General features: G+C 49.0%; 9 protein-coding genes and 1 pseudogene. 2 read left to right on the top strand and 8 right to left on the bottom strand.

All coding sequences use genetic code 11. The annotated features are described in order from the left end of the window. Positions 1-45 precede the first annotated feature (45 nt). From B1748_RS08980 to B1748_RS08995, 4 genes are read right to left on the bottom strand one after another with little or no spacing between them, the layout of a single operon-like run. A complete protein-coding gene (locus B1748_RS08980; protein ID WP_179215488.1) occupies positions 46-2,373 on the bottom strand; it encodes a helix-turn-helix domain-containing protein in 2,328 nt (775 codons plus the stop codon). Between the two features lie 58 nt (positions 2,374-2,431). Beyond that, positions 2,432-3,337, bottom strand: coding sequence for a carbohydrate ABC transporter permease (locus tag B1748_RS08985; RefSeq protein WP_087567551.1), 906 nt, complete (start codon positions 3,335-3,337; stop codon positions 2,432-2,434). Between the two features lie 14 nt (positions 3,338-3,351). Then, positions 3,352-4,299, bottom strand: a complete 948-nt coding sequence (locus B1748_RS08990; protein ID WP_087567552.1) for an ABC transporter permease — start codon at positions 4,297-4,299, stop codon at positions 3,352-3,354. A gap of 30 nt (positions 4,300-4,329) precedes the next feature. Beyond that, a complete protein-coding gene (locus tag B1748_RS08995; protein WP_087567553.1) occupies positions 4,330-5,946 on the bottom strand; it encodes an extracellular solute-binding protein in 1,617 nt (538 codons plus the stop codon). Between the two features lie 470 nt (positions 5,947-6,416). Here B1748_RS08995 and B1748_RS09000 point away from each other — a divergent pair. Further along, positions 6,417-6,623 (top strand): annotated as a pseudogene (locus tag B1748_RS09000) (adenylosuccinate synthetase); the annotation flags it as partial. 183 nt (positions 6,624-6,806) lie between these two features. On the opposite strand, the gene B1748_RS09005 reads toward B1748_RS09000, so the two are convergent. Further along, positions 6,807-7,871, bottom strand: a complete 1,065-nt coding sequence (locus tag B1748_RS09005; RefSeq protein ID WP_087567555.1) for an alpha/beta hydrolase family protein — start codon at positions 7,869-7,871, stop codon at positions 6,807-6,809. Positions 7,872-8,218: 347 nt separating this feature from the next. Here B1748_RS09005 and B1748_RS37945 point away from each other — a divergent pair, with 347 nt between their 5' ends. Then, complete coding sequence (locus tag B1748_RS37945) at positions 8,219-8,308, top strand: helix-turn-helix domain-containing protein (RefSeq protein WP_179215489.1); 90 nt, start codon at positions 8,219-8,221, stop codon at positions 8,306-8,308. A gap of 172 nt (positions 8,309-8,480) precedes the next feature. Here the strand turns inward: B1748_RS37945 and B1748_RS09015 are convergent, their stop codons facing one another. From B1748_RS09015 to B1748_RS09025, 3 genes are all read right to left on the bottom strand, one after another. Continuing rightward, positions 8,481-10,337, bottom strand: a complete 1,857-nt coding sequence (locus tag B1748_RS09015) for a beta-N-acetylhexosaminidase (protein WP_179215490.1) — start codon at positions 10,335-10,337, stop codon at positions 8,481-8,483. Positions 10,338-10,508: 171 nt separating this feature from the next. Beyond that, the gene (locus B1748_RS09020) at positions 10,509-14,567 is read right to left on the bottom strand and encodes an S-layer homology domain-containing protein (RefSeq protein ID WP_087567558.1); all 4,059 of its coding nucleotides are present in this window, start codon (positions 14,565-14,567) and stop codon (positions 10,509-10,511) included. A gap of 235 nt (positions 14,568-14,802) precedes the next feature. Continuing rightward, a complete protein-coding gene (locus B1748_RS09025) occupies positions 14,803-17,118 on the bottom strand; it encodes an AraC family transcriptional regulator (RefSeq protein ID WP_087567559.1) in 2,316 nt (771 codons plus the stop codon). Positions 17,119-17,126: the final 8 nt, after the last annotated feature.

Below are 17,126 nucleotides of genomic sequence, written 5' to 3' on the forward strand. Positions count from 1 at the left end.
AATAACGATGACTTTTGGGACAGCCCCGTCCGGCCACGCTCTACTCTATCCGGAAGCGCAGTTGCTCCGCCTTCTCGCCTCGCTCCCCGTGGACGCCGACGGTGCGTGCTGCTCGCGGTATTGCCCCGGAGTCATCCCCTCAGCTTTCCGGAAGCGGCTGATAAAACTGGCCGTGTCCAAGTAACCGATATCCGTCACGATGTCTTTGATCGGCGCTGAGGTTTCCTGCAGTTGACGTTTCGCTTCTTCCAGTCGCAGCCGCCACACCGACTGGGTAAACGTGGCGCCAGTTTGTTCCTTGATCAGTCGGCTCAAGTAGGAGACGGACAATTGAAACGTCTGCGCTGTCGTTTCCAGATTCAACTCATGCTGTTTGTAGTTGTGGAGGATATATTGCAGCACGCCGTCCCGAATATGGTGATGCCGCTCTTCCGCATGTTTGCGAGCTGCATCGCATATGTCGAGCATCAGCGTCTCGATCATGACCTCCAACTCCTGCACGGATCGGAAGGCAACCAGCGTCTTCAAGCGCTCGGGGGGGAGGGGCACATCCAATTCAGCCATCGTGCGCAGCACGACATTGATCAAGTCAAAGCACATGCATTTGACTTGTTCGACCGGGACGTCTTTGCCAAGCATTTCGCCGGTAATGATGCGTAACGCTTCCCGGGAAACGGTAAAATCTCCTTTCCTCAGACTTTGCGTCCATTTCATTTTTTCAGCGTCGGAATACCAGTGCTTGCTGCCGGACTGTACAGCCATTTCGTCGAAATAAATGACGCAGCTTTGTCCGTTGATCAAGGTGTGCTGCAAGGCGGCCGTTGCTTCGATGAAAGAACGGTTGATCCGACTCAGCGAGTTGCACAACTGCCCGACCCCGATCGTGGGAAGCAGTTGTCCCTGCTCCTGCAACCGCTGGACAAGCCTGGTCATGTACCGACGCTGACGCGCGGGGCTGTCGGCATCATGGAGAGTGACGATGAGCGCGATAGCCTGATCGTGAATCAGTTCCACGCCATAGCCGATCCCTTCCGGGCAAGTCCATTTCGTCAGCAGTCGCAGCGCTTGTTCCAGGCTATGCACAGCACGTTCGTCCGTCCGGTCGGCGTGGTGAAACGACAGGACGGCCACGAAATAACAAGGACCGGGCAACTGCAGCCGCAAATCGCGGATCACTGCCGTCAGTTTCGTCCCGCTGCTGTCCGCCTCGCCCTGCAGCAGTCGCAGCAGACACTGGTCACGGACGAACGGCTGCTGCACGAGCATCTTGACGCGCAATTGCTCGCTATCCCGGAACAGGTTGTCGAAGGAATCGCGGATGCGGAGGAATTCGTCTTGGCGGCGTACGGCGGCCGGTAGCTTCTGACGATCGCCGAGGTACCGGGACAAGTTGCGGATCGGCCGGTACTGGCGGAAGGTCAAGTACATAGCGGTGCCAAGCCCGACCAGGGCGGTCAGTGCGAGCATGTTGAGCGCAATAAACTGCAGGTCGGCGACTTTGCTGTAAAACTGGGCAGTCGGTATGGCGGCGACAAAGGAACGGCCACTTGTTTTGGAAGTGACGGTGACCACGGAATAATGCCGGCCACCGATGAGTTCGTCAGTGACACCCGGCCGGCTGTCCAATAGCCGGGAAGTATCCGAGAAGTTTAACTGACGACCGTTGTCCTTCGAAGCCAATATTTCGTGCTTGTCGTTGACCATGTACACATTGCCGTGAAATTCCCCCAGAATGTTGCTGATCAGATCGGACAGCACCGATTCCCGGATCAGAAACAGCACCGCGCCGTACGGAGACGAATAATTAAAGGAAACCGGGTGCACGTATGCAATCAATTGCCCTCTCGCGCGGCTGTTCTCCGAAGGCTGCGGGTCGGGAGCGGGCAGCACCAGCGGATGGGAGAGGGTGGTTAGAAATTCACGGAAGGCTTCGAAGCTCCCGCCAATCGGGTAGCTCCCGCCCAGCAGCAAATTCAGACTGCCCGTGCCGCCCGGCGAATATGCCTCTTCGCTGTCCAGATAGTAGAGAATCAGATTTTCGATCAGGACGCTGCCTGCCCTGTGCCGCTGCAATTCCTCGACCGCCAGCTTGTCGGTGGGAGCGTGGCGGACCATATAAGGCGTCAATCGGTGATCGAGCGAGATTGTCGCCGCCATGTTTGCCAGTTGGCTGATCTGTAGGTCAGTCATGTCCCGTACCTGCTCCAGCTTGTGGATGTTGGAGCGAATAATTTCGTCGCGCAGGCTGTTCACCGAATTGGTGTAGATGAACGAACTAATGGCGACGAACGGAATCAGAAACACCAGCATGTAGGACAGAAAATAGGTGGCGAACAACGATAAGCTGATTTCTCCCTGTCTGAATCTGTTCATATCGAACCGCCCTTTCAACATTAGCCCTTCTCCCGATTCGCCACAGTCTGGAGTCGCTTTAGCCCTTGATGGAGCCGATCAGCACGCCTTTGACAAAGAAACGCTGTAAAAACGGATAGACAATCAAAAGCGGTAGAGACGAGACGATCATAACGCCGTATTTGATCAGTTCGGCCATCTTTACTTTGTCCAGCATGGAGCGAACTTCGCCGGTCTGATCCATCATCGCCTGCGGATCGCCAGAGCCGATCTCGTTCACGATCAGAATTTGCCGGAGAATGAGCTGCAGCGGGAACCGTTGGTTATCGGACAAATAAATAAGGGCGTTAAAATATTGATTCCATAGGCCGACCGCGTGAAACAGCGCCATGACCGCGATGATCGGGGCGGACAACGGGAGAGCGACCCGGACGAAGATTGAGAAATCCGACGCGCCGTCCACTTTGGAGGCTTCCACGAGCTCATCCGGAATGCTCTGTTTGAAGAAGGCGTGAGCGACGAGCATCGCCCAGGCCCCGACCGCATTGGGAATAACGATGGCCCAGATCGTGTCCAGCATGCCTAGCGCTTTGATAACCAAATAGGTGGGAATCAGCCCTCCGTTGAACAGCATCGTAAACAGGATCATCCACACGATCGGCTTTTTTCCAGCGACCTCCTTGCGGGATAAAGCATAGGCGCACGGAAGCAGCAGGAGCAGATGCAGCAGCGTACCGACGACGGTGTACATGATGGTGTTGCGGTAACCGAGCCAGATCAGGCTGTTTTCGAAAATTCGCTCGTATCCGGCCAACGTTGGACGGACTGGCCATAGCCACATTTGTCCCGAACCGACCGCCACCGGATCGCTGACCGAAGCGCTTAGAATAAACAGCAGCGGGTAGGCGATCAGGGACACTACGCCGAGAAGCAGCACCCGGTTCAGCCGGTCAAAGACGTTGTCGGACAGTTGAAACGATTTCACTAGCGTATCCTCCTCTACCACAGGCTGTGCTCGCTTGTTTTGCGGGCCAACTGGTTCATCGTTACGACGAGCACGATATTGATCACGGAGTCGAACAGGCCGATGGCTGCGGCATAGCTGTACTGGCCTTGCAGCAAGCCGCTATCGTAGACAAAGGTCTGAATGACATCAGAGGTGGTGGAGTTCAGCTCATTTTGCATCAGCAGCACTTTCTCGAAGCCGATCGTCATAAACTTGCCCATCTCCAAGATAAGCAGTACAATGACGGTCGGCAAGATCGCCGGAATGTTAATATGCCGAATGCGCTGCAGCCGGGTAGCGCCGTCCACCTTGGCCACATCGTGCAGTTCCATGTTGACGCCCGCCAGCGCGGCCAAGTAAATAATCGAGGCCCAGCCGACGCTTTGCCAAATGTTCGACCAGACGAACAAATGTCGAAACCAACCGGGGGCGGTCAAAAACTCGATTGGCTGGCCGCCGAACTCCAGCACCAAATGATTGACCAGACCGCTAATCGGATCGAGAAACGTGACCATCATGCCGACGACTACGACGACCGATATAAAATGCGGCGCGTAGGTCAGCGTCTGCACCCATTTTTTGAAGGATCCGTTGGCCAGTTCGTTGACGGACAGCGCCAGCAGGATCGGCAGCGGAAACAGCACCAACAGGTACAGGTTCAGCAGCAGCGTGTTGCGTAGCAGGCGCCAGAAATAATAGGAGCTGAAGAATCGCTCGAAATGTTCAAAGCCTGCCCATGGACTTCCCCATATTCCTACTGCTGCATTGAAGTTTTTGAACGCGATCAGCGTGCCGTACATCGGTACATAGTGAAAGATCAGAAAATAGGCCAGCGCCGGCAGCATGAACAGGTACAGCTGCCAATGGCGCAGCGCTAAGCTCCAGCCGTTCGCCGGTCGCGTCCGGACGGGAGGCGCGGAGCGCAGTTCCGTGATTGCCATAACAGCACCTCCTTGTTTGATTTAGCTTCTTTAGCCGTCCGAATATCTGCTGTACGCCGCTCCCTTGATCTGCATATATTCTTCCAAGCCCATGCTTTCGATCGTCTTGACGTAATTGTTCCAGTCGGAGAAGGGGACGACTCCGGTTATAAATTTAGCCTGCATCTCGATGACATACTTCTCAATATCGGCCGACAAGCCGGCGAGACGTTTGCCTTCCTCTTCCGTGTAGGTGAAGGGGGGCCAAGCCCCGTCGGCCAACATGTCCTTCATGCGATCAATCGCCTGCAGCGCGTCCGGTGTCGTCTCCGCGCCTTTCCAAAACTTCTGGTCGAGAATGCCGATCGGCGTGCCGATATTAACGTAGATCGCGTATTTCGCCAGTGCCTGGTCCTGCGTGACGCCTGCGGGAGGATTGCGGATCGCATCGGTAAGCGCGTATTCACCGTCCAGCGTCTTCTGGAACGACTCGTTCTCCACCCCCATGCTCAGTAGCTTCATGCCCTCCTCGCTGTAAAAGTAATCCGCCCAGCGCATCGTGGCCTCGGGATGTTTGTTTTTGCTTGTAATGACAAAGCCGCTCTGGGCCCGTATTACATGGGAGATGACTTTGTTCTGATCGCCGTGTGGTCCTTTCAAAGGCAGACCGGCGGTGAAGGCTTCCTTCGCCACGCCGGTAAACACTGTTGTCGGATCATAATATACCGTACTGCCGTACAGGCCGTTGGCCGCATCTGTATAATACTGATTGCCGTTAATCGAGAACAGATTCTGGTTGATCAGCTTCTCTCCGTACAGTCGATGAATATAGGTCAGCATCTCACGGTAGCGCTCGGACACCGGATAGAAGCGCAAGCTTTCCGACTGGGGGGCGATATCGATGAAGTCCTGCCCTCGGTTGCGAACATCGAAGGCGCTGCTGAGTGCGTTTACAAGTAAGGCAACGCTGTTGCCGCCGTAGGGGATTTCGTCGAACAGGCCATTTTTGTTCGGGTCTCCGTTTTTAACCGCTTTCAAATAGTCATAAAATTGCTCTGTTGTCTCCGGCGCCTTCATCTCCAACGCCTCCAGCCAATCCTGGTTGTAATAAAAGATAGGGAAAGTGCGCAGGGCTGTGGAGGACGGTTCGTTCAAATACGGCAAGGAATAAATGTTGCCGTTCGGAAACGTAATGGCTCTGCGGATGTCCGGATTGGTGTCCAGCACCTTCTTCAGATTGGGAGCGTAGTCGTCGATCAGTGCATTGAGCGGAATAAAGGTGCCTTGCTCCCCGTATTTCAGCAAATCCTCGTTCGGCAACGCGGCGGCGAAGAAGGCGTCGGGCAGCGTATCACTAGCTAGCGCCAGATTACGTTTTTCCTTAATTGCCGAGATCAGCACCTGATCCCATTTGATCTGGACGTTGGTGATCTCCTGGAGTTTCCGGAAGGCGGCCACCTCGTTCAAGTCAAGACCAGTCGTGTCCCGAATGCTGACCATCATTTGCAGCGTAATCGGCTCCTGGACGATGGGCATCCCTGCCTTGGAGACATCGACTGCGGCCGGGAATTCGGTTGCAGCCGATGTCTCTTCGCTCTTGTCGGCGCATGCCGGTAGCAGGACGAGGAGCGCCGACAGAAGGGCTGCCGTCCTCACTTTGAAATACATGTAACCCTCTCCTTTTTGTTTGAATTGTTAACTTTACCCACCTTTACAGCGTAAACGACCGATAAAAGAGAGGCAATATGGCATTCTCGTTTGGATATGTGAGTTTTTATCTATCCAGATGAATGAGCCTTCTGTCTGTTGGACTGCGGCCGCAGTGACTGGCCAGCGCCGACTATAATTCGGAATCGTGAAAGATCACATTAATAAAAGAACCATCCCAAGGGTGACACTGGGTTCTCATAAGATATATGGAGTATACTGCTATCCTTTCGATGAAGAACTATCTGATGCATGAACTCAGCAGCAGCTGAGCGATACAGGTCTGCAATCTTTCAAAAGGATATTATTTTCTCGCTCGGGAGTTGCCTTCAACTCAAGGCTGAATAAGCTGACCCTAGGCGTTGATACGAATATGACTTTCCTTTCAGCAATCCCTTCTACCATAGAAAGCACCACACAAGCGGTTCCCCGTCAATGCCCGTCTGGAAGGGGCTGCAGTGGTGTATGAGACGATGCGCGGCTGGAGGACGGACATCTCCTCGGCGCGATCGTTCGCGGAACTGCCGACAGAGGCGCAGGTCTATGTGCTGCGCATCGAGGAACTGGTCGGGGTTCCTGTAAGGTACATCTCGGTCGGTCCGCGCCGCGAGCAACTGATCGATCGCGGACAACGTTAAATGATTTAGCAGTGTGGTTAATGGCCCAGATAAAGTAAAACGCTCTCGATTGCATCGCACGAGGTAGGTGCAAATCGAGAGCGTCTATGGTTGGCTGTGCTCGTACCGGGCGGCAAAGGCGTGTCTCCCCCGTGTTCGTGCCCGCGTTCATGCCCGTGTTCGAGTTCATGTTTGCGGCTTGCGTCAACAGTCGCCGAAATGCTTCTGAATAAACGACCAGACGCGTTTCTTGTAATACCGGTGTCCGCCGTTGCCTTCATACAACTCGCAGCGATCAGAGTTGGGCCCGTCAATGGCGTTGTAGATCGCCTGCGTATGGGCAAAAGCTTCGCGCGCGCTTTCGATCGGAAAAATCCGGTCCTCCATGCCGTTGACGAACAGCGCGGGACGGGGCGCAATCAGTCCGGAAATATCGTACATCTCGCCCAGGTCCATCATACCCGGTATAAAGTTGCACAGACAGTGGGGAACATGCATGATCGAGCCACGAAACGTCGAATAGTACGCGGACGGGACGCAGACGGAAATCCGTTCATCGAGCGCTCCGGTAAAAAATGAAACGGTGCCCCCGCCGGAGTTGCCGGTAATGGCGATGCGGCCGGTGTCGATTTCCGGACGGGTCGCGGCGTAATCGATCAGCCGTCCCATATCGTACACGCGCTCGCCGATCAGCGTGCGGCCGTACATGTACGCCCGCCTCTGCAATTCATCGCAGGAGGACTTTTTGCCGGCGAGGAGATCCTCCTCACGGCCCATCTCCCAAAAGCCGCGCACATCCATTGCAATAACCGCATACCCTTCCTGCACCGCTTGAAGCGCAACATCTCGCTCTCCAGCAAGCGACTCTTCCCGTTCCTTCTCATCCTCGTAGTTGCCGACATACACTTCCTTTCCGCGTTTGCCGTGGCCGTGCGGCGTCAGCACGAGCGGGAGCGGGGGTTTGCTCGTCTCAGGCAGCAGCAAGTAGAAGGCGCTTTCCACGCCCGGCTCGACCTGGATGTACCATTTTTCCCTGCGGTAGCCGGGAAACTCTGCTGTTTCCGTGCAGCGGGGCAGGAGGGGCAAGCCGCGATTTTGTTCGCGGATGCGGCTGAGGCCGGTCAAGTCGGTCAACCGTTCGCGGAAAGCGCGCTGCCATTCGGGCCATTCGCCATTCGCAAGCGGCCGGGTATAGTCGAATGCTCTGTCTGCCTGACCGCCCAGATGCTGCATATAGGCTTCTGTAGCAAAATAAATCCGTTCTGTCATGTAAGGTCACCGCCCTCTACATTTTTGAGCTTCATGCCATTTGGCTGAAAAAGTTTACCTGAACAGGCAAGCAGTTCGCCAAACAGGTGGTAATAGCGTAACAGTTCCGAAGTGCGGTTTTCTTGCGTTTTTTTGTCCAACTGGTCAAAAGTACGGTAATTTTGCTCTATTTTTAACGGATTTCTGAAAGAAGTCCCCTTCCTCGTCAGGGAGGGGATGAATTTCGGTTAGGCGAAGCCTACTTGCACTTATACTTTCGATAGAAAGACCCCCTTTCTTAAAAACGAAGGATGAATGCCAGATGTCATTGTGCTATAATGAGAATATACGTTCCCTTTAGGATGTTGATGTTTGTGCAAATGACTTTTCAGTTTCGCCTGTACCCGACACCCGAGCAGGAGCAACACCTGAATTTGAACTTGTTCCAAAAAACTTGAAAGGGAGCAAATTATCACAAAATATAAAATAGGCGAATCCATTCCACCAGACAGGTTTCTGGTACGCAATGTTAAGAGGGTCGTTCGGATCAACCGGATCAGTAGGCTCGGGTTCGTTCGTCAGTCCGACAATACTTACAGTAATTTTCTCCCTTTAATATGGCATGTAAACTTATAAGTCGAAAATTCCTGCTGACACAACTCTGCCGTAATGATGGCACATGATGACGGATCTATTTTCTTTTGTCGCCCAGTCATTAAAAAACAGCTTCTCATAATCCAGCTCCGGCAACGTTTCTACTTCCCCGGAAAGATAAGCATTCAATCGAAATGCCGCATAATCGATAGCTGATAATAAAGCGGCGTATCGAGCGTCAAGCACTTCCCAGCCGAATGGCTTGTAGGTCGCCAACCATTGATTGCGATGAACGACATGCAAAGCCTTTACCGCCTCTGCTAATGTCGGAAAATCATGGGCAATAACACCTTTCAACGTATCAAAATCCTTATTTCGGTACGCATTGGTAATTCGAATGCCCAAATCCCATTTTTGTTTTAAAACAGTCGCCAGCTTCGTTAAATAATCAAATAGCTCGTCATTGCGATATACCGACATCATTTGTTCTAATGCTGTATAGTGTTGCGTTAAGTCCATTCCAAGTTCTTTTAGATTTACGTCAAATAACCCTTTCAAAAGATCTTGATACAGAATGCACCTTGCCACATTCGAAAATCCGTCCCGTGTCGCCCTGTTGCTGTCGTCCAACACATTAAACCTGGAAATTTCATAAAACGCATCATAATCATAGTCTGTACATTCCAAAAAACGTTGGCGCATCAGATCAGTCGTCACCTCGGCATTGTAGCCATGCTCTGCATAATATTGCAGACCTAACAGGTTATAGAACAGATTGACCTCTGTGCCCGTGTTCCCCCAGACTGTGACAAAAACCTGCTTTACTCCTGCTTTTTTGCATGCGATTAGCGCAGTTTCTGACGAATCAAAGGTTTTAATATAGTTCACAGCTACATTGGACCAGCCCCATATGGCTCCCGCGTACATCACGTTGTCGGACAACCTCTGGTTTTCTGCAATACTGGCAAGATGAGCGTCCACATCAATTGTGAAATACTCCCAGTAAACAAAATCAAGACTTCTATCCACCTCATATGCAACCTTGTGCTCTTCCGTACGCTCATTGTAGGTGAGCATATCACTCCATATCATGGGCCGTAATCCATATTTTTTTACGATAGCCATCACGCGCTCAAGATGGATGTTCATTAATTCCCTATGCGATTTATATCCATATTTTTTCAGGTATTGCCCCAGTCCAAGCTGCAGCGCCTCATCCATGCCAAGATGAATTCTTTTGGTCGCAAACGTATTTGCGCAGTGGGCAATCAGCTTTTCAATGAATTGGTAGGTCTCTTCTTCCCCGACCATAAGTCCATCCTTGGTATCCCCTAAATGATGAATTTCTTTCCACTTAAGAGCTTGAGTCAAATGGGCCAAGGTTTGGATGCAAGGGATCACCTCCACGCCAAAGGCTGCGCCATAACGATCGATCTCCATTAATTCATCTTTGGTATAGGCCCCCCGCATATATCCAAAGTAATCCAGTCCCTCCACCTCGTAGGTGTCTTCCGTATACAGCATGAAGGTATCCAGTCCCATTAGAGCCATGTAACGGATCATTTTTTTGGCGGCTTGCACAGTAATAACCGCATTTCTAGAGCAATCAAACATAGCGCCGTTGTTATCAAAAAATGAGGATTGCGATACGTGATAGACCTCGCCCCGCCGTATAGCCGGAATGAGCAGGGAAAGCCCCCGAAACAGCTCGACCTTCTTCGTATATATAATGCTGCCTTTGCCATTCTCAAATGCAACCGTAAGCCCGTTGTCTCCCTGCTCGATCGTAACCGGCACGCCCTCTTCGGATAAGGAAAAGTTTAACTGTTTTCCTATTTCACCAATAGGGTTCAATACATTTGCATCACAAACCAAGTGTAGTGAAATACTCATACTCATACGCCTCCTAAAGATTTGATTGGCCTTTCGCACTTGCCCAAAAAAATAACCACTCCCACAAAAAATATACTGGGAGTGGTACAACACGTATACAATCATTTCTCTTCAGCTCTATCCGGACCACTTTTGCTGACTATCTTTTTGTTGATCCGGCTATCTTTAATCTTATATTTCTACATCCAGTCTTCCGGCTTCCAGCAAGCCTGCCAATACTACGACTGCTTCTGCGCGAGTCATCGCTTGCTGCGGAAGGAATTTCCCGTCTGGATATCCCTCCATAATGCCAAGATGAACCAGGCTCCGGAGCGCTTCCAACGCCCAGCCCGAAATTTCTGTCGTATCCAGGAAGGATAGCGGTGTTGTCACTGTTTCAAGCTTTAAAGCGCGCATGAGTACCACTGCATATTGTTCTCTTGTGATCATAGCCTCGGGAGCGAACCGATCTTTTGTTATACCTTGAATAAGGCCCATATGGTAGGCATGGGCAATGCTGTCATACGCCCAGTGATTGGGATTCAAATCGAGAAACGGATGCTTCAGTTCCTCGCCTGATCCAAGATCAAACAATCTGGACAGCATAGTGATAATCTCAGCCCGGGTCATCGTTTGATCGGGTCTAAACGTTTGATCCGGATAACCCTGGATTACCCCTAGCTGAGCGAGGTTACTGATTGCAGCCTTCGCCCAATGCCCTTCTAAATCATTTAATTGGGATTGGGATTCGGATGGATGAGGATCGTCTACTTCAGGAGTAACCTCATCTTCTTCTTGTTCATTTAAGGGAACTAGCGGCGGCGCAATATAAACATTACCTGTTACGGTGATTGGAATTATAATCGAGAGTTGTTCATAGTTAATCGCAATCTCCGCAGTCCCCGCCGAGATCCCTTCAACAACGCCTTCATCCGTAACAGTGGCAACACTTTCACGATTTGAAGTATAAACAGCATCCGAGGTGACATCGATTTCCGTTCCATTGTCGAAGATTGCCACCGTTTGTAAGGAACGGGATTGACCGATGGTTAGATTCAATTCGTCTACATTTACCTCAATATGATACGACGGCTCCTCCTCGCCAATTGTCACGTTCAAGTCGTCAATATATAACTTTAAATTTCTCGCACTATTAAAATTATCGAATCTAAGCCTGTTCACAACGGAGTCTGGCTCTACTCCGGGCTTATTGCTGTTGAAATATTGAGAAGTGGTCATTATCAATTCGCCATCCAAATAATAGTGAATAATCGTGTCCTGACGACCATCCGGTTCATACTCGATGCTGAAATCATACCATCTTCCATAAGATAGTAGATCGCCAATCTGCTCACCTGTGCCTGCTTCGGAATAACGATTCGATAATAAAAATCCATTTTCTTGCCCTGTAATCGCCCATTGCACGGCATTTACGCCTATACTATTATAGAACAAAGGACCTGTAGAGCTCGATTCCAGCATAAGCTTCATCGAAACCTTTACTTTTTGGCTTTCTGTTCCCCCTTTGAACGGAATAAGAAGCCTGGAGCTTGAGCTTGCGGCCGATTCAGGCAGATTACGGTCAAACAATAATACACGATTGTCTGAATGCAGCGGATCCCCCGCCACCTCTACCCTGGCTCCGCTTCCTACATTGGGAGTCCATTGATCAGGCAACTGACCCAAAGTTACATCCTCAAAATTTTCATCTATTCCGAGTATGATTTCAACATGATCATCTTCATCCAGCTCTTCAACCTTTACAGATAAATTATCCAAGTAAAGCTTCATAATCCCCGCAGAATTAAAATTATCAAAACGAATTCGATCGATTGCTCGTTCAGGCTCATTCGACACTAGACCATCATTATAGTAATCAGATGTTGTCATCGCCAACTCATGATCGATATAATAGCGGATGATCGTATTGTCCACGCCATTAGGTACATATTCGATCGTTAAATGATGCCACTCTCCATAAGATAACGGATTGCCAACCGATGTGCCTACACCGCTGCCTGAGCGTCGATTGGATAATTGAAATCCATCCTCTCGTCCCGTAATCACCCATTGCACGCCATACTTGCCAATACTATTATAGAACTGCGTCCCCGTTACAGGAGATTCAATCCTAATGTCCATAGACATTACGATTTTGGGCGGTTCTACCCCAACATTAATCGGAATTTGCAATCGCGTATTTGTATTTAGAGCCTTCCGATCAAATAACAAAATTTGATTGGTTGCCTCGCCGGGATCCTCTGCAACTTGTATGACACTTTCTCCACTTATAGATCTCGTCATACCAGGGGCCAATCTGCCTGGAGCAATATTCTCAAAGTCCTCCTCCAGACCTAATGGCTTTTCTATTTTCACTATCGGCTCAAGGTTATACCACTTGGTCAGGAACTGATTAGCAAATTCCGTACCTGCGTACAGAGGTTTTGGCGCTACTCCCGCCATTTGATAGATAGAGTTTCTTAACCGAACCGTGGCAATATTTGTTGCGTTCACATCACCCTCTTCAAGACCGTAACCCACATATGCGCCTTGCGATGTGGAAGAGCTATTATTTTCGCTATAGGAGTACCCCCCGTCAGTACGCTTAAACTTATCAATTTGATTAAGCGCTGTCTCGATTAGGGGAATAATGACGTCATCCACGGCTTCCCTTACTTCTGCGGGAATCGTCTCGTAGCTGTTCAGGGCCCCGTTAATCGCAACGAGTGGATTCCATATATCCACAACATCTCTTAGCTCGCTCCCATTATCCAATATAATGGTGGCCATACTTTCAATCATCTGCTCAATATAGGGAAATGGCCGATTCGATGCGGCGAAAAAACCCTGCAATTTCATCGTAGCATTCGAATTAATTAAACCAAGACCTTCTCCCCACATCCCTGTCGCTGGGTTTTGTTTGCTTGCAATAAAATCAACCGCAACATCCAGCAATCCCGCCGTTCTAATCTGTTCCCTCGCAGAGGAAAAAGCATTTCCCGCAGAATAAGGCGTACTTTGCTCCCAGTGGTTGTTCATCCAAGTGAGCAGCGCCTCAGCAGACTGCAAATATTCTGGCGCTGTGCTGCTGGACTGTACTCCCGCTTGATTGGCTATCCGGTCTTGAGGCAGTGTATAGAGCGGCTCTACCCCAAATCTTCTTAATAATGATGTAGCCGCAGTCAAATCCCTATTTTTCCGGGATTCCGTAATGGCCTTCTTCCAGTGCGGATGATAGAAATAACCATCTGCTGGATCTTGCATCTGCAGGATCGACTGCACTAACGGGCCTGTAATCTCCTCACTCAAAAAATGTGCCGGGATTTCCCCTTTTGGTACAATGCCTACATCCACCAACATTTCAAAGGCAAAATGCGTGCTTTCCAAATCCGGTATAAACTCCATGTTATCTCTTGCGCTAATCGAATGATAAAATCCGCCTCGTTGCGGGTCATAGACAGAAACCAACCAATTATAAACATCCTCGGAAATTAAGGCATCTGCCCTTTGAAGCAACGATTGCAGCTCCTGATCAACCTGTTTATTAGCCGTAACTTGCAAATCGTCTATATATAATTGCAAGCTTCCTGCCGTATTGAAATTATCAAAGCTTAGCTTGCTAATCATACGATCCGGCTCGACTCCTGCACTCCCCTTTCCAAAGAAGCCTGAAGTAACTAATGCTAATTCGCCATTGATGTAATAATGAATACTAGTATCCTCTCTTCCAGCAGGTTCATATTCGATAATAAGATCATGCCACTCGCCATACGGCAACAACGGTCCAAAGTTTTCTCCAACCCCTGCATTGGATTGACGGCTAGAAAGCTGAAAGCCATTTTCTTGACCGGAAATGACCCACTGAACCCCATTAACGCCAATACTGTTGTAGAATTGCGGGCCGATTAATGAGGATTCCAGTTTCAGCTTCAATGAGACAACCCATTTATCCGCCTGACTATGTTCTACGGGGATTCTGAGTCTGGATTCCAGCCGGCTATCATCGATTCGGTTGCGTTCAATTAATAAGAGCTGATTGTCGGCATCTGCCGGGTCGTTCGTAACCGCTACGCTTGACTGAGCCCCTTGCACCTTGCTCCAACTTGTTGGCAGCATGCCAACCTCTACGTCCTCGAACTGTTCCTGGATGACTTGTTCTACAACCCAATAGTGTTCAGATGAACCATGAGCCTTATTGGGAATGAATGCAAACAACATACAAACAGCAATCATACATGCTTTGTAATTCATGAACGATCCTCTCCTTCATTGTAGTGAGCTTCGAATGGTTGCGCTTTCAATGAAACTTTGCTCCCCTTTCCGACATATTTTTTGATGACGATCGTACATGATGCAGTACATAGTTCGACCACTTCTTAATCTACAAGAAGTGGTCGCGCACGTATATAATCAGTTTTTCCCCTCACTATCCGGAGGACATTCTTGCGACTATCTTTACCGCTTCAAGTTATATATATTTCGTTTTCTATCGCTCCGATGTCCCAGACTCTTGATCGGCAAGATTGCGAACCATTTCGCGATACTTCCCTGGTGTAATTCCTTCGTACTTTTTGAACGCTCTTATAAAACCAATATCATTGGCATAACATATTTTGAGAGCAATTTGCATAACACTCCAATCCGAATGGCGCAACATCAGCTTCGCCTCTTCCATACGCTTGGCCGTAATAAACTCCGAAACATTGACATCGTTCTGTTTCTTGAAATAGCTTGAAATATACTGCGAATTCATATTGAAGTGATCGGCAATGGAAGTCAGGCTCAAACTATCGTCCAATATATGGCTGCTTATATATTCTTTAATTTGTTCGTTAAACTCATCGAGCTGTTCTTGCCTTGCGTCCTCCACCCTTGCACAAATCAATTTACATAATTGTTTGGTTCTAATGATCATTTCTTGCATGGAGGCCCCATCCATAATAGAATGGATGGGGTCTATTCCGTGAAGAAGCTGCCTTCCGTCTATTTTCAAAGCTTCCATAACTTTAATAACCGTACTGAGCAGATCAAAGATTAGAAATTTTCCCATCTCCGAAGTCAGCTCGCCGGCCGTTTTATTTTTCTCATACAGCATATCCAACAATCGTTCGGCTTCATCGTAATTGCCGTTTTTCAAATAATTGATAAGTCGTACTTCCTCTTCCATTGGATAATAATAGTAGCTATGCTCCAAATCCTTAATTTGCTCATAATAAATAATCGAACCAATGCCGTGAACGATTTTGTAATCCAATGCGCTGGTCGCTTCTGTATAACACTTGCCGAAGCTCTCCATTCCTTGATGCAGCATACTGGAGGCAATCGTAATTTTCATGCGGAAACGGTCTTCGGTTACTTTCTTCAGATCTGTAATAATCGCTTCTCTTAATTGAACGGCTTCTTCCGCGTTATCCGACATATTCACCATTAGCGCCAATTGATTACGCTTCGTCTCCACCACGTAGCCCTTGCCTTCCATTAACTCTCCGCACAGGTTTAACAATATAAACCGGACAAGCGCCCACTCTCGTTCACTGTCCTCCTTGCGGAATTGGCTGGAATCATCGCAAGTGACCAATATGACGCAGTTTAATCTGTACGGCAAACTTAGACCCATAAACTCCAGATCACTTTGCTCAAGCTGCTCGGATTCAATTTGTCCGTTCAACAAACGATTCAAAAAATGCGCCAATACAACGGGGGCATGATCGGCAAGCATAAGCCGGAGCTTTTCCTTCTCCTCCATATTGTTCTTAATCGACGATTTGATGAAATCATATTCATTGACGGCGACCTCAGCAGCTTTTCCCTTCCCCTTCACCAATACTGTTACCATATCGCGAATCGGACCATAGCTGCGATAAGCCATCCAATAAGCAACAAGCGTGCCAATTAGAACAGCAATACCAAATAAAGAAATGACTCCGTATGTAATGTTAGTAATAGGCTGCAACACCACTTCTTTTGGAACTAGCGATATAAATTGCCACCCCTTCGTCCCCTTCGTCGATGATAGCATCATCTCCTCCCCATTGAGAACAAAGCTGTGATAACCGGATACTGCCGCTTGCTCCATCACTCCTTCAGGCAGAACATATTCGCCTGTTGAAGATAACAGGACCTTGCCGGTATGATCCAACACATACATCGAGGCTCGATTTACCCATTCGATCTGCTTAAGCAGATCGAATATTTGCTGTTCATCGATCAGCATAACAAGAGTTGAACGTATATTTTGAAGCTCTCCAAGCGGTAATGAAACGACAGTTGCAATAGCATTCTTAGGAGAAGTTTCACCGTATATGGCTTCAGAGGGCATAAAGCTCTTAAAATGATAACCTGACAACAGCTTTTCTTTCACTTCCTCGGTGGTGTATGAACCGTATTGGGAAACTTTAGAGAAATAAGTTTCCGCATTCGTCTTAAACGCCGGCTTGAGGATCGTATCGCCATTCTTGTAATGAACATAAAAATCTTCAATAAAACCGTTTCCAAATCGAATATTCTTTAGTGTGGCGACTGCTTCTGTGTAGAGAATGTAGTCTTCTCCCTCATCGATATTCCATAAAGCCTGCAGCTTCGGATGCGATGATATCTGTACGATTAACTGATCGATTTCCTCCATATGACTATCAATCACCTGTCTTACTTGCTCAAGCATCGCAAAATTGGAACGACTGGCATTGTCAATCATGACGTTTTTAATAGTGGAGTACAAATAGATCGATATTGTTATTGGAATGACCAAAATGACGATATAAGATAACCAGAGTGTCCAAAACACTCTTTTTCGTTTGCCCATAACTTCAA

The sequence above is a fragment of the Paenibacillus sp. MY03 genome (assembly GCF_002165585.1).
GTDB classification, from domain to species: domain Bacteria; phylum Bacillota; class Bacilli; order Paenibacillales; family Paenibacillaceae; genus Pristimantibacillus; species Pristimantibacillus agaridevorans.